The organism is Ulvibacter sp. 2305UL32-6, from assembly GCF_058148545.1.
Genome location: NZ_JBYVKA010000003.1, coordinates 393,807 through 409,113 on the forward strand (window position 1 = coordinate 393,807; position 15,307 = coordinate 409,113).

Annotated in this window: 9 protein-coding genes; 7 read left to right on the forward strand and 2 right to left on the reverse strand. The window is 40.8% G+C overall.

The genetic code is table 11. The features are described 5' to 3' along the window. Nucleotides 1-86 precede the first annotated feature (86 nt). On the reverse strand, nucleotides 87-626 hold the full coding sequence (locus tag ACY2RU_RS11530) for a 3-hydroxyanthranilate 3,4-dioxygenase (protein WP_490138614.1): 540 nt from the start codon (nucleotides 624-626) through the stop codon (nucleotides 87-89). A 66-nt stretch (nucleotides 627-692) separates the two neighbouring features. After that, nucleotides 693-1,199, reverse strand: a complete 507-nt coding sequence (locus ACY2RU_RS11535; protein WP_490138615.1) for a CAP domain-containing protein — start codon at nucleotides 1,197-1,199, stop codon at nucleotides 693-695. Nucleotides 1,200-1,399: 200 nt separating this feature from the next. On the opposite strand from ACY2RU_RS11535, the gene ACY2RU_RS11540 reads away from it, so the two are divergent. The 7 genes from ACY2RU_RS11540 to ACY2RU_RS11570 all read left to right on the forward strand — a co-directional run bounded on the left by ACY2RU_RS11540 (nucleotide 1,400) and on the right by ACY2RU_RS11570 (nucleotide 15,307). Beyond that, nucleotides 1,400-2,488 carry an isoaspartyl peptidase/L-asparaginase family protein gene (locus tag ACY2RU_RS11540; RefSeq protein WP_490138616.1) on the forward strand — a complete coding sequence of 363 codons (1,089 nt, stop codon included), beginning with the start codon at nucleotides 1,400-1,402 and terminating at the stop codon, nucleotides 2,486-2,488. A gap of 3 nt (nucleotides 2,489-2,491) precedes the next feature. Then, complete coding sequence (locus ACY2RU_RS11545; RefSeq protein WP_490138617.1) at nucleotides 2,492-2,674, forward strand: hypothetical protein; 183 nt, start codon at nucleotides 2,492-2,494, stop codon at nucleotides 2,672-2,674. Then, the gene (locus tag ACY2RU_RS11550; protein ID WP_490138618.1) at nucleotides 2,667-2,969 is read left to right on the forward strand and encodes an antibiotic biosynthesis monooxygenase family protein; all 303 of its coding nucleotides are present in this window, start codon (nucleotides 2,667-2,669) and stop codon (nucleotides 2,967-2,969) included. Before ACY2RU_RS11545 ends, ACY2RU_RS11550 begins: the two co-directional genes overlap by 8 nt. A 115-nt stretch (nucleotides 2,970-3,084) precedes the next feature. Continuing rightward, nucleotides 3,085-4,584: a DUF4153 domain-containing protein gene (locus tag ACY2RU_RS11555; RefSeq protein ID WP_490138619.1), complete on the forward strand. Its 1,500-nt coding sequence runs from the start codon at nucleotides 3,085-3,087 to the stop codon at nucleotides 4,582-4,584. A 232-nt stretch (nucleotides 4,585-4,816) separates the two neighbouring features. Then, entirely contained in the window at nucleotides 4,817-10,384 is a 5,568-nt protein-coding gene (locus ACY2RU_RS11560; protein WP_490138620.1) for an alpha-2-macroglobulin family protein, read from the forward strand. Between the two features lie 60 nt (nucleotides 10,385-10,444). Continuing rightward, entirely contained in the window at nucleotides 10,445-12,811 is a 2,367-nt protein-coding gene (gene pbpC, locus ACY2RU_RS11565) for a penicillin-binding protein 1C (protein ID WP_490138621.1), read from the forward strand. A 21-nt stretch (nucleotides 12,812-12,832) separates the two neighbouring features. Further along, nucleotides 12,833-15,307, forward strand: a complete 2,475-nt coding sequence (locus ACY2RU_RS11570) for a beta-mannosidase (protein WP_490138622.1) — start codon at nucleotides 12,833-12,835, stop codon at nucleotides 15,305-15,307.

A 15,307-nucleotide genomic window follows, 5' to 3' on the forward strand; every position in this document is an offset into this window, starting at 1 on the left:
TCAACTTCTCTGCATCCGACGAATCATCAACGACAACCCATCACCAACAAACGAAGTAAGAGAATGATGATGAGAGGAATGCATTATTAATTATCATCCGTAAAACGGTCGTCAACCTCCATGATAGTCCCACAATTATCACAAGTTCTTAGATCTTTACTGCCGTAGAAGTCTTTAAAATGTCCTAAGAAGTCTTTTTCAACGTCATTAAGTGTAAAATATACCTCGTGTAATTTATTGTTACAGTTATCGCAGAACCAAAGGAGTCCGTCTTTACCTTCTAGATCGTTGCGTTTTCGTTCAATTACAAGGCCTATAGAATTTGCTTCTCGCATCGGTGAATGCGGTACTTTGGCCGGATGAAGGTACATATCACCTGGACCTAATTTCATGACCTTTCGCTGTCCGTCTTCCTGAATAACGACCTCTATATTTCCTTCCAATTGGTAGAAAAGCTCTTCCGTTTCGTTGTAGTGATAATCTTTACGGGCATTAGGTCCGCCTACGATCATAACAATATAATCGTCCGATTCTTTATACAGATTTTTATTTCCTACAGGAGGTTTGAGGAGATCGCGATTTTCAGCGATCCATTTATTAAGGTTGAAGGGTTTTAAAATAGCCATTGCCGTATTTTTAACGTGTGTACGTAAAAATACGGCAATTGAATCAATTTAAAAAGTATGTTTTAACTACTCTTTATAAAATATTTGTGTGAAGTAATATCTTCCTTCTTCCGATTGCATGATTCCAAATCCGGAGTGTGTATACGAACCTTCAATGGCAGCTCTGTGTCCCGGACTATTTAGCCATGCACTTACAACTGCTTCAGCACTTGTATAACCATAGGCTACGTTTTCGCCTACTACAATCGCTCCGCGACTTTTAAGTGCTGCTTTTCGTTCTTCAAAATTATCGTGATTGATTTGATCTGTTGCGATCATATAGTCTGTATGATCAACCGCGTATGCAGATGCATAGGTTTGATCTAATTGAAGTCTATTAAGGCCCATATCCTCACGATGGTCATTCACCAAGGTTAAGATGCTATTTGCCATATCCCAATCGGTCTTTTTAGCTAAGTTTAGATCGATGGTGTAATTTAAGTCGTCTTGTGTTTCTACATCTGCTTCTTTTGAACAGGATGCTACGGTGAAAAGTAATACCATAGCTAGTAGGCTGGTTTTGATAGTTTTCATAATTTGGGGGGCATCAAATTTGGGGCATGATGTTGATTCAAATATATGTAATATTTTCCTACAAAATACACTTGAGCGGTTTTTATGTGTCGTTTATCGATGTTTTAACAGGTTTATTATCAAATATTCCTACATTTAATTCCTACAGAATGCCCAGTAACAGGGGATATTTCACTAATTTGTAGCCTAATAGAAGAAAAATGAAAAAAATTCAAATTTTAACACTTTTAATCGGAGTTTTTGTGCTTTTCAGCTGTAAAAAGGATCAAAAAGTACCTTCGGAAACGCAGAAAGTGATCTCTGAAGCGATCAAAAATGACGAAAATGCCAATCCCACATTCGGAATTGTCATTCACGGAGGTGCCGGAACCATCTTAAAAGAAAATATGAGTGATTCGCTTGAAAAAGCATATCGAGAAAAGCTTACCGAAGCGATCACTGCCGGTCATACCATTTTGGCAAATGGTGGCGATGCCCTGGAAGCCGTGACGAAAACCATCAATATCATGGAAGACTCCCCATTATTTAATGCTGGGAAAGGCGCCGTTTTTACTGCGGAAGGCACCAATGAATTAGATGCTTCTATTATGAATGGTGCTACGCTAGATGCAGGAGCCGTTGCGGGGGTCACCCATATAAAAAACCCCATCGATTTAGCGAGAGAGGTCATGGAAAATTCAGACCACGTGATGCTTAGCGGAAAAGGAGCCGAAGAATTTGCCAAAACACGTGCTATTCCGTTGGTAGATCCATCATACTTCTACACCGAAAAAAGATATCAATCGTTACAACGTATTAAGGAAACGGAGAAAACACAGTTAGATCACGATGCAAAGATCTCCTTTGAAGATCCTTTTATTAAAGACTCCAAATTTGGAACCGTAGGCTGCGCAGCGCTCGATAAAAATGGCAACCTAGCTGCCGGAACTTCAACAGGCGGAATGACCAACAAACGATGGAATCGAATTGGTGATGCTCCTATAATTGGCGCCGGAACCTACGCCAACAACGCGACCTGCGCCGTTTCGTCCACTGGTTGGGGAGAATTTTTTATCCGTTCTGTTGTTGCGTATGATATTTCAGCAATGATGGAATACAAAGGCGTAAGTTTGCAAGAGGCTGCTTCCGAAGTCATTCAGAAAAAAGTACCTGCCTTAGGTGGCGACGGCGGTATTGTTGCCATTGATAAAGATGGTAATGTCGCCATGGAATTTAACACGGCCGGTATGTACCGCGCGCATATGAATGCCGCTGGAGAATTAATTATTGGTATTTACAAAGAAGAATAATCTATGAATACACAAAAGAAGACGGCAAACCCTTACTTGATCATTTTTTTAGGCGTTCTATTTTTAGTCATGGCGTGGACGAGCGAGAAAGCCTCAATGATTCCTTCTATATTTAAATGGCTTTCGGGTTTTGCAGCTATTGCCTTTGGCCTCTATTTGCTTTATAAAAAACAGAAAAATGGATAGTTCATATTATGCTGTAATTTTCACGACCCAACAAACCGATACCCTTGATGGGTATGCCGAAATGGCCGAAAAAATGCATCATCTTGCACAACAACAACCTGGCTTTATTGATATAGAAACGGCCCGTAGCGAGCTTGGCATTACCGTTAGCTATTGGAAAAGTGAGGAAGCCATCATTGCTTGGAAAAATAATATAGAACATCTACATGCTCAAAAATTAGGTAAAGAGCAATGGTATGCTTGGTACAAATTGCGTATCTGCCGTGTGGAACGTGAATATGAGTTCTCTAAATAACGCAACCTTTCCCATGTGTGTGTGTCTAATTTAAAACCAGGGTCAAATTTGAACCCGATAAACTTTAGCGCTTAAGGACAAACATTACATCTAACATTTACTAAATTGTTTCAAGATGAGAATGAACACCTTACTTCCGGCCGTAAGCGCAAGCGCCGTCCTTTTAACTGCACTTTTCTATCAACAAGGTATTGGTCTTAATTTACTGCTTGTCGATCTGCTCTTTTTGCTTTGGCTTGGGCTTTCAAAACAACTTGAGTTTACCAATCGAAATCAAATGCTAAGTGCAGTCGGTTTTCTGCTAACAGGCATTTTCACCGTCGTTTCCTATACCGTATACGCCTATTTAATTCATTTCCTAGCATTATTTATTTTTGTAGGAATGCTCAATTATGCCAAGGCTAGATCTTTTCTTACGGCTTTTGGTATGGCCTTTTTGGCACTCGTAACGGCTCCCACCGAATTTTTACAAACCTTATATCATCGAAGAATTCGTGAGAATACCTTGGGTCGCTTCTTTTGGAAATCGAGAATTTTCCTCGTACCCATAGCTATCATTGCCGTGTTTGTTTCCATATACAGTTTTTCTAATAATGTCTTCGGGAATATGGTCAGTGAACTTGGTGTTCCACTTCAGAAAGGAATCAATTTTATCTTCGAACACCTTAATTTTTCACTAATTTTCACCTTCTTACTTTGCGCATTTCTAAGTGTATTTTTATTAATACGAAGTAAAAACAGCGCTTTAGCCAGAACTGATGCTGAAGCAAACGAGACATTTGTTCGAACCAAAAAATCGGGCGTACGATATTTTAGAATGAACGGTTTAAAAAGCGAATACAACGCCGGTGTTTTCCTTTTAATCACACTTAATGCGCTCCTCCTATTGATCAATGTGATAGACATCGATACCGTTTGGTTTAATTTTGTTTGGGACGGACAAACACTCAAAGAATTTGTACACGAAGGCACGTATTTACTTATTTTATCGATCCTGATTTCCATTGCCTTGGTGTTGTATTTTTTCCGCGGAAATCTAAACTTCTACAAACAAAACAAATGGCTGAAAGTTCTTAGTTACATCTGGATATGTCAGAATGCAGTACTAGCGCTATCGGTCATGATGCGAAACTATTGGTATATTGAATATTTTGCTTTGGCATACAAACGCATTGGTGTTATTGTTTTTCTATTGTTGACTATTTTCGGGCTTTACACTGTATTTGTCAAGATTAGCCAACGGAAATCGGCTTTCTATCTTTTTAAGATCAATGCTTTCGCATGGTTTATTGCGCTCATTTTGACCGCCGCCGTCCCTTGGGATTCGCTTATTGCTAAGTATAATTTTGCGAATGCTGACCAATCGTATTTGCACCTTGATTACTTATTAGATTTTTCAGATAAGTCGCTTCCTGCCATGGATCAAGATGCTGCAAGGTGGGCTGAGATCGAGACCTTTCAGAAAGAAAACTTTGAAATAGACGCTTACGATATGTCCTTTGAGACATTCCGCGATAGAATTGAATGGCGAAAAGAAAAATTCAAAACCAAATGGGAAGCTAAAAATATCCTTTCATGGAACCTTGCCGAATATCTTGCATATCGTAAGTTATAGCATCAACACCATGAGTCTGTTAAATTCGTATTAAATCTAATCCCTCCAAATACGATTCTTTAAAAGGGAGACGTTATCGCTAAACACCCTTCCCCTAAAAAGCTATTATTTGTAATGTTAGATGGTTTTCGCTTACGCGGAATTGTCGACAAGCGGTTGACATCCTTTCGGGTTTTGACACTCATTTAGAACACCTTTTTGTACATTTAATAATCTTTTTAAACCATCACACATGAAAATTTTTCTTCGCCTACTCACCCTAGTCGCGTTCTTTATTATTTCTGCCTGCGGCGACAAAACCGAAACCTCACAAACCGACAACCTTTTTAAGTACAAAGAGTATATTAGTTATAACACGTCTGGTATACAATCAATCGCCGAACCTATTCGTATTGACCTTAACACACCGCTAACGCAATATGAGATCGCGCAAGAAATTCCTTCAGAATATTTAAAGATCACACCTAAAACTGAAGGAAAACTCACCATTGAAAACGGACGAACATTGATCTTTGTTCCTTCAGAAAATCTAAAACCCGACACAGCGTATTCGGTGACTGTCAAGCTTTCAAAACTTTATGAAGATATTAATCAAGAATTTAAGAACTATACATTCAGTTTTAGAACGATCAAGCCCAATTTCAAACTCGATCTAGGCAATTTACAATCGTATAGCAAACAATGGCAATACGTAACTGGAACCATCCAATCCAGTGATATCATATCGCTCGACAAAGCAAAGCAGTTGGTTTCTGTAAATCAAGGAGAAAAAAAGATCAGTCTAAAGTGGGATCAGGCCGAAGGTTCTGCAACCTACTTTAACTTTACCATAGACAGTATTCAAAGAAAGGTAGAAGATTCAGAAATAAAAATCAGTTGGGACGGAAGCGCAATACAAGCCAAAGAAAATAAAGGCGAGAATACCTTTGCCATTCCCGGGCAAAACAATTTTACCATTGTTGATGTAAAAAGCACGCTCTCTCCTGAAGCATCACTAACTTTAAATTTTTCTGACCCCTTACAGCAAAACCAAGACTTTGCTGGCTTGGTTACTATTGAAAATGCACAAGATCTACGCTTTGAAGTCGACGGAAATGTACTCAACGTATATCCCTCAGCACGAATTATTGGCGATGTTCGCGTGACTGTTTTTAACGGGATAAAAAACGATTCAGGTTTTAAACTGAAAAAGGAATTTAGTGAGCTTGTTTCATTCGAACAAATCAAACCAGCTGTACGCTTATTGTCTAAAGGAGTTATTCTTCCTAATGCTGCTTCCACTCCGCTATATTTTGAAGCTGTAAACCTTTCGGCGGTTGATGTTCGAATTATAAAAATTTACGAGCCTAACATGCTTCAGTATTTACAAGGAGCCAACCTTAACGACAACAGCGCGTACAATCTGAAACGGGTAGGAAGACGTATCGCTAAAAAGACCATTACACTTTCTGATGGAATCGCAGACAACGGCAACTGGCGTGCCCACGGTATCAATCTTTCTGAACTCTTTAAGGCAGATCCAGGTGCCTTATACCGCGTAGAAATTAGTTTTAAGAAAGAATACACAACTTATGATTGTGATGCTGCCCCTACCGACACGACCAATACCGAAGACGATTACTACGAAGAAGACTATTATGAAGAGGATTACGCCTCAAACGAGGCTAATTTTGACGATGAAGATGAACGCGAAGAGCGTTATTGGGACAATGAACTATATCGATGGCGCCAAAATGTATACAACTGGCGTGAACGCGAAAATCCATGTCATCAAGCGTATTATCATGAAGATCAAGTGGCGAGCACCAATGTCTTAGGAAGTGATTTAGGGCTTATCGTAAAAGAAGGCAGTAACCGATCTTATCATTTCGCAGTAGCCAACATCCTTTCAACCAAGCCAGAAAGCGGTGTTAAAATCGACCTCTTTAATTACCAGCAACAGCGTATTGAGACCGTTACAACTGATGCACAAGGAATGGCTATTTATGACAGCGATAAGAACGTGTCGTTTGTAGTAGCGCGTAAAGGTCAGAACTATGCTTATGCAAAACTAGAAGACGGAAATGCACTCTCCCTGAGTAAATTTGATGTCTCCGGAAAGCAGCTGCAAAAAGGACTCAAAGGCTTTATTTATACCGAAAGAGGCGTTCATCGTCCTGGCGATAGCATCCATCTTACCTTCGTGCTCAATGACAAAGCCAATCCGTTACCAAAAAATCACCCCGTCAAGCTTGAAGTAACCGATGCTCGCGGAAAAATGGTACAACGAACCGTCGTAGAATCTAGCGTCAATGGGTTTTATTATTTCCCCATCACAACAGACGCAAATGCGCCCACAGGCAACTGGAATGCAAACATTTCTGTTGGAGGTGTGAGCTTCGGACAATCACTAAAAGTAGCGACCATTAAGCCCAACCGACTCAAGATAAAACTCGACTTTGACGATGAAATTTTAGATGCAAGCAAAGAAGTGACGGGTACCGCAACGGGCTCATGGCTGCATGGAGCACCCGCTCGAAATATGCGCATTGAAATGAACGCCACCCTGAGATCAACCTATGCTGCATTTCCAAAGTTTAAAGAATATCAATTTAATGATCCTATTCGTCAATTCAACGAAATTGAAATGGACGTCACAGATCAAAACCTATCTCAAGAAGGTACCGCAACCTTTAGCAAAAAATTTAATTTAAGCGAAAAGGCCCCCGGTATGCTAAAAGCTACTTTTCTAACAAAAGTATATGAAGGCGGTGGTGATTTCTCCATCGATGTATTCACCAAAGATCTTGCTCCTTTTTCTCACTTTGCAGGTTTACGTTCTCCTAAAGCACATCGCTACGGCTCCTATTTTACAGATGAAAACACAACTTTCGACTTGATTTCGGTTGATGCGCAAGGAAATGCCCGCGGAAATCGCGAACTGGAAGTCAAAGTTTTTAAAGTAGAATGGCGTTGGTGGTGGAATCGTGGCAGCGACAACTTATCTCGCTATGAAGATGCTACCATTCACCGCCCCGTTAAAAACATGACGGTTACGACCAATAGCGCTGGAAAAGGCACTTTCGATCTAAAAATTACGGAGAACGATCGCGGACGCTACCTTATTCGTGTCATTGATAAAGCTTCGGGTCACGCTACTGGACGTATCACTTACTTCTATAAAAACTGGTGGAAACGACCTGTTGATGGCGATGCTGAAAGCGCTAAAATGCTTGTATTTTCCGCAGATAAAGAAAAATACAATGTTGGCGAAGAAGCGGTTATTTCGTTTCCTTCTGGAAGTGCAGGACGCGCACTTATTAGTATTGAAAATGGTACCGAAGTGCTATCAACTCAATGGTTGGAAACTAAAAAAGGCGAAACTGAAGCTAAAATCAAGCTAACAGCAGATATGGCGCCAAATGTGTTTGTCAACATCTCACTTTTACAGCCACACGCACAAACCGCTAACGACCTGCCTATTCGATTGTATGGTGTGATTCCGATTTTAGTTGAAAATCCTTCCACCGTATTACAACCTCAACTCACGATGCCGGAAGTCTTAAAGCCTGAAGAAGCCTATACGGTTTCGGTTTCCGAAGTAAACAAAAAAACAATGACCTATAGTATCGCAGTCGTTGACGAAGGGCTTTTAGATCTTACCCGTTTTAAAACCCCACGCATTCATGAAGCATTTTATACGCGCGAAGCTTTGGGTGTAAAGACTTTTGATATTTATGATTATATCATTGGTGCATATTCAGGAAGCGTTGATAATATTTATGCCATTGGTGGGGGTGATGAAGCCGCCGGCGCTAAAAACAGAAAAGCCGATAGATTCAAACCCGTAGTGACATATATTGGTCCGTTTACCTTAAAAGCAGGCGAAAAAGCCAGCCACACCTTGATGATGCCTAATTATATTGGTTCGGTGCGTACCATGGTTGTTGCTGGTGATAATGCAAAAAGTGCCTACGGAAAAGCAGAAAAAACAACACCCGTTAGAACGCCATTAATGGTGTTAGCTTCGCTTCCGCGGAAATTATCTCCGGGTGAAAAAGTAACGCTTCCAGTGACGGTTTTTGCAATGGAAAAGAACGTGAAAAGCGCAAATATCACCCTCAAAGTTGGTGACGCATTAAAACCGCTCAATGGTCTAAGCAAACGTGTTTCTTTTTCGGAACCCGGTGAGCAAATCGTCAATTTTGAGTTTGAAGTTTTGGCAACGCAAGAATTTCAAACCATCGAGGTTCTGGCTTCAGGAAATGGTGAAAAAGCAAGTTATAAAGTAGAAGTTGATGTGGTGAACCCCAATCCAATTTCTCAAAAAACCACACAATACACCTTAACTGAAAACGGTTCGCAAACGATCGACTTCAACACCTTTGGCGTTGCGGGAAGTAATGGCGCCATGCTCGAATTTTCGACAGTGCCTCCTATGAACTTCGGAAAACGTCTAGACTATTTAATTCAATATCCGCATGGTTGTATCGAACAGACCACTTCCGGCGCTTTTCCGCAGTTATTCGTAGCCGATGTTTTTGATATTACCTTCGAAAAGAAAAAAGAGATCAAAAGTAATATGGAAGCAGCAATTCAACGTTTGGGGAATTTTCAAACGACCAACGGCGGACTCTCATACTGGCCTGGAGAAGGCTATGAAGATGAGTGGGGAACTAATTACGCTGGTCATTTTATGCTGGAAGCTAAAAATAAAGGTTATGCACTCCCTATTACTTTTATGAGCAATTGGTTACGCTATCAAAAAAATGCGGCGCGACAATGGCGTGCAAAAAACACCTCATATAATAATAGTCTCACCCAAGCCTATCGCTTATATACCTTAGCCTTAGCAGGACAGCCAGAACTAGCCGCAATGAACCGCTTGCGTGAATCGAAAGACTTAAGTAACGATGGTAAATGGCGTTTGGCCGCTGCCTACGCACTCGCTGGTAAAAAGCAGGTTGCTGAGCAGATCACCAAAACGGCAAATGTGAGTTTTGTTCCGCAGCAATACGACTATCATACCTATGGTTCACCGTTTCGGAATAAAGCCATGGCTCTTGAAACCATGGTTGCGACCGGGAATCCGCAGCAACGTGAGATCGCAGTCTCACTAGCCAAAGAATTGTCGTCACAACGCTGGTATAGCACACAAGAAACTGCCTATGGATTATTAGCGATGGCGAAAATGATCAATAAAAATGGCGGTAAAGCAATGGAACTAACCTTTACACAAAATGGCAAATCGACCACAGTTAAAACAGATCGTGCGGTTGCACAACGCGATCTTGGAATTTCGATGGGGTCTAATGCAATCACCGTTTCCAACAAAAAAGGAAATGTGGTCTATGTAACCTTAGCACAAAAAGGAAAATTACCCTTGGGCGATGAACTCGCCGAACGACGTAATTTTGCTGTGAGCGCGACCTATACCGATGGCGATGGCAAACCGTTAGATATAAAAACGCTACGTCGAGGCTCAGAGATAAATGCTAGCGTTACTGTTACGAATACTTCGGAAGACTATATCGATAATATCGCATTGACTAAAATATTCCCTGGAGGTTGGGAAATTGTCAATACGAGCTTTACTGAATTAGGCGGCGGAGCAAAAGGCGATGCTCGTTATACAGACATTCGCGATGACCGAGTTAATTTCTATTTCGATCTAAACCGAAAGAAATCGAAAACCTTTAATGTCAAGCTCAATGCAAGCTATTTGGGAACCTATTACCTCCCAGGCACCCAAGTGGAAGCGATGTACGACAATAATTATTACGCTCGAAATCAAGGAATCTGGGTCACGGTAGAGCAATAAGTTCATCCACCCCCCTTTTCAGTAAACTGAAAACCAACCTAAGGGATCCATAAAATTATAATGAGCGCAAAACAAGGTCATATCAAGTTTTTAATACGACACAAAGTAAAACTCACTGTTTTCTTTGTGGGGTTTGTGTTGTGGCTATTTTGTTTGCCGAGCCATCTTTTTGACGTGCCTACAGCTACTGTTGTTACGAGCAAAGAAGGAATTATGCTCGGAGCTCGTATTGCCGATGACGGCCAATGGCGATTTCCCGCAATGGATAGTGTTCCGAACCGATTTGAACATTGCATTTTACTTTTTGAAGATGAGCATTTTTACCAACACCCTGGGTTTAATCCGATTTCAATGAGCAAAGCCCTTTGGGGAAATATAACTACAGATAAACGTCGCGGTGGAAGTACGCTAACCCAGCAGGTCATTCGGTTATCCCGGAAGAATAAACAACGTAGTTATTTCGAAAAGGGTATCGAACTGGTTCAGGCAACCCGTTTAGAAGCGGGGTATTCTAAAAAGGAAATTTTAAATATGTACGCCTCCTATGCTCCTTTTGGCGGCAATGTTGTTGGTCTTGAAACGGCTTCGTGGCGGTACTTCGGACTCCCCTCCAGCGAGTTGAGCTGGGGGCAATCGGCTGCCTTGGCAGTTTTACCCAATGCGCCATCTTTGATCTTTCCAGGGAAAAATGAAGCCATCTTAAAAGCAAAGCGCGATCGATTACTTCGGAAATTGTTCGACAAGAAAATTATTGATCAAACTACGTTTGAGCTTGCTTTAGATGAAAACCTCCCGGGAAAACCTTTTCCGTTGCCCGAAGTTGCTTCCCACCTTACGGAACGTGTTCGACAAGAATTTCACGGACAACGCATTCAAACAACCATAGATTACAACCTTCAGAAAAAGGTCAATCGCATTGCCAAAGAACATCACTACCAGTTGCAACAGAACGAAATTCACAATCTTGCAATTTTGGTGCTCGACGTCAAAACCCGCGAGGTCATTGCCTATGTTGGCAACGCTCCTACAACCAAAGACAACAACAATTATGTCGATATCATCACCAAATCACGAAGCACAGGAAGTGTCTTAAAGCCTTTTTTATATACGGCTTTGTTAGATAGTGGCGAATTGCTTCCAAATAGCTTGGTCGCTGATGTTCCCACGGTTATTAATGGTTATAATCCAGAAAATTTTGACAAAAAGTTTAACGGTGCTGTTCCAGCAAGCGTCGCCTTATCACGATCGTTAAATGTTCCAGCTGTTCGTATGCTACGTTCATACGGACTCGAACGTTTTTATAATAAATTAAAGAAAATGAATCAGCCGCAAATAGATAAACCGGCGAATTATTATGGCTTATCCCTTATTTTGGGCGGCGCCGAGAGTTCCCTTTGGGATATCACCAGCAGTTATGCCGGATTAGCGTCAACGCTCGATTTTTTTAATCATTCCTCCAGCGAATACCGAGAAGATGAGTTTATGAGTCCGATCTATGTACACAATACTGCTATTTCCTTCGGAAAAAAACAAAACAAGGCGCCATTATTTAATGCGGGAGCTATTTATAAAACATTCGAGTCGCTTCAGAAAGTAAACAGACCGCAAGGAGAAGAAAATTGGAGCTTTTTTAGTAATTCACAATCAATTGCGTGGAAAACAGGTACGAGCTTTGGTTTTAAAGATGCCTGGGCCGTTGGTGTAACACCTAAATATGCTATTGGTGTGTGGGCTGGAAATGCAGACGGCGAGGGGCGTCCCGGGCTTACCGGACTCCAAGCTGCCGCACCGATGTTGTTTGATGTGCTTGATATGCTTCCAAAAACAGAGTGGTTCGCGACGCCCTACGACGAACTTATTGAAGCCGATATCTGTACAAAAAGCGGTCATTTAGCGGGTGTTTTCTGTGGTGAGAGCACTTCCGAATTTATTCCGAAGAACGGAATCAAAACAAGCTCTTGTAATTATCATCAAAAGGTGTTTTTAGATGCTTCGGAAGATTTTCGGGTGAATTCTTCATGCTACGATCTAGCTGAAATGAAACAGCAAAGTTGGTTTGCGCTTCCGCCCATCATGGAATATTATTATGCGCCTTTACATCCCGAATACAAAGCGCTTCCGCCATTTGCGTCAGGTTGTTTACAAGAAGGTGAATTGCCTATGGAATTTATATTCCCTAAGAAAAACGAAACCATTTTATTAGCAAAGAACTTTGACGCCCAGGTAAATGAAGTGATTTTTAAATTGGCACATCGCGCTCCCGAAACAAAAGTTTATTGGTATTTGGATGATCATTATATAGGTACAACCGAAACCTTTCATGAGCTGGCGTTAGCGCCAAACCCTGGTAGTTATATTTTGACAGCTACAGACCAAAAAGGAAACGCTATCAAGCAGCAAATTGAAATAACGAAAGCTTCGATGTAAACTTTTAACTATTTTAGTGGCATGCGATTTCTACCTTGGTTCATTATTCTTATCACACTTATTGGCTGTGGTGATTCGCGTAATTCGGAGATCTTATTACATTCAAATTGGGAGGTTTCGGAAGCCAAGACAGGGCAATGGCGAGCCGCTACGATTCCTGGAACTGTACAAACCGATCTACTGAATCTGGGCGCAATCCCTGATCCGTTTAAGGGAAACAATGAGGATTCTATTCAATGGGTCTCAGAAAAAGATTGGACGTACAGAACTACTTTTTCCGTGGCTTCGGAAGTACTTCAGAAGAAAAAACATTTTTTAGCATTTCAAGGTTTAGACACCTATGCGACTGTTTTTTTAAACGATTCGTTGATTCTTACGGCTAACAATGCATTTCGAAGCTGGGAAATTGATGTAACCGATCTCCTTCAGCAAGAAAATAGATTACGCGTACTTTTTCAACCGGTCGATTCTATTGAACAAAATGAAGCCGATAAACTTTCGTACACACTCCCCGAATCACCGCGTGTATTTTCGCGAAAAGCACAATTTCAATACGGCTGGGATTGGGGCCCTAAGATCAAGACGATGGGGATTTGGCGCGACGTATCGCTAATCAGTTACGATAAAATAAGACTGAGAGATGTCTATATTGAAACCAATGAAATCAATACTTCCGAAGCAAACCTAACCGCCCATATTACTCTTGATAGCGACTTACACGACTTTTGTGATATCGTGATTGAAAATGTGACAACAGGAGAAATTAAAAAAGTGAATCAAGAATTGTATGGGCCAAGTACGATCTATAAAATTCCGCTTTCCATTAAAGATCCGAAGCTTTGGTGGACGCACAATCTAGGAGCGCCTTTTTTGTATGAATTCAAAATAACGATCAAAAAAAAGCAACAAATAATTAGCTCAGAGGTGCAGAAAATTGGGTTACGAACCATTGAGCTCGTCACTGAAAAAGATAGCATTGGTGAAAGCTTCTTTTTTAAGCTGAATGGCAAACCTGTTTATATGAAAGGCGCCAATTATATTCCACAAAATATTTTTCTTCCTGAAGTAACACAAAAAGATCGTGAAAAACTGATAACCGATGTGGTTGATGCCAACATGAATATGCTTCGCGTTTGGGGCGGAGGTGTTTATGAAAATGATCTTTTTTACGATTTATGCGATGAAAAAGGCGTGCTTGTTTGGCAAGATTTTATGTTTGCCTGCGCCATGTATCCGGGCGACGCGGCTTTTATTGAAAATGTAAAACAGGAAGCCATAGAAAATGTAAAACGTCTTCGGAAACATCCTAGTATCGCTTTGTGGTGCGGCAACAATGAGAACAGTGAAGGCTGGGCGCGCTGGGGCTGGGCAGATGATAAAACCACTGAAGAGCGTGCCAAAATCTGGAGCGACTATCACGCCGTTTTTAGGCATGTACTGCCTCGTGTGGTTGACAGTTTACATCCTTCTGTGAACTATTGGGAGAGCTCTCCAAAATACGGGCGGGGTGACAAACGCTATAAAACCGAAGGCGATGCTCACGATTGGTGGGTTTGGCACGATGGCTATCCGTTTGAACATTTTGAAGAGGAAATTCCTCGTTTTATGAGTGAATTCGGATTTCAATCATTTCCTTCTTATGAGGCCATTCAATTTTTTACCGAGCAAGATTCCATTGCTATTTCACATCCCGGTTTTACTACACATCAAAAACATAGTCGCGGATTTCAATTAATCAAAGAATATATGGCGCGCGACTATCCCGTACCAGAAAATGACCGTGAATATGTTTATGTGAGTCAGTTGTTACAAGCCTATGGCATCACCAAAGGCATTCGCGCGCAACGCAAAGCAAAACCTTATAATATGGGTTCGCTTTATTGGCAACTGAATGATTGCTGGCCTGTAGTTTCTTGGTCTAGTATCGACGGTTTAGGTAATTGGAAAGCACTACATTACAAGGCAAAACGTGCCTTTGAGAACAGATTAATACTCGCTTGGGAAGCAGGTGAATATTTAAACGTTACAGTTGCAGATGATGCGCTAACTTCTATAACGGGCACCTTGCGTGTCGCTATCAAAGATTTTGAAGGAAACTTAATTAAAGAACAAACGCTTTATAACTATCAAACGGATAGAAATAAAAATGAAGTCGTTTTAAAAATGCTTCTTTCTGATTTTGAGTTTAATCCTGCTAAGTCATTTGCTGAAATCACGTTTGAAAAAGAAAAAAGCATCTTTTATTTTGAAAAACCTAAAGATTTAAAGCTTCCGAAGCAAGAAATTGCTATTGAAACTAAAAAAACAGCCGAAGGTTTCACCCTTAGGCTTACCTCCGAAGTACTTCAAAAAGATGTTTTTTTATACAGTGATTCGAAAGGTCATTTTGATGATAATTTTTTCGACTTGCTTCCAAAGGAATCAAAAGTTGTTATTTTTAAAACCGACATTTCCGAAGCAAACATAAGTTACCTAACGCTTAATCAAATTCAATAA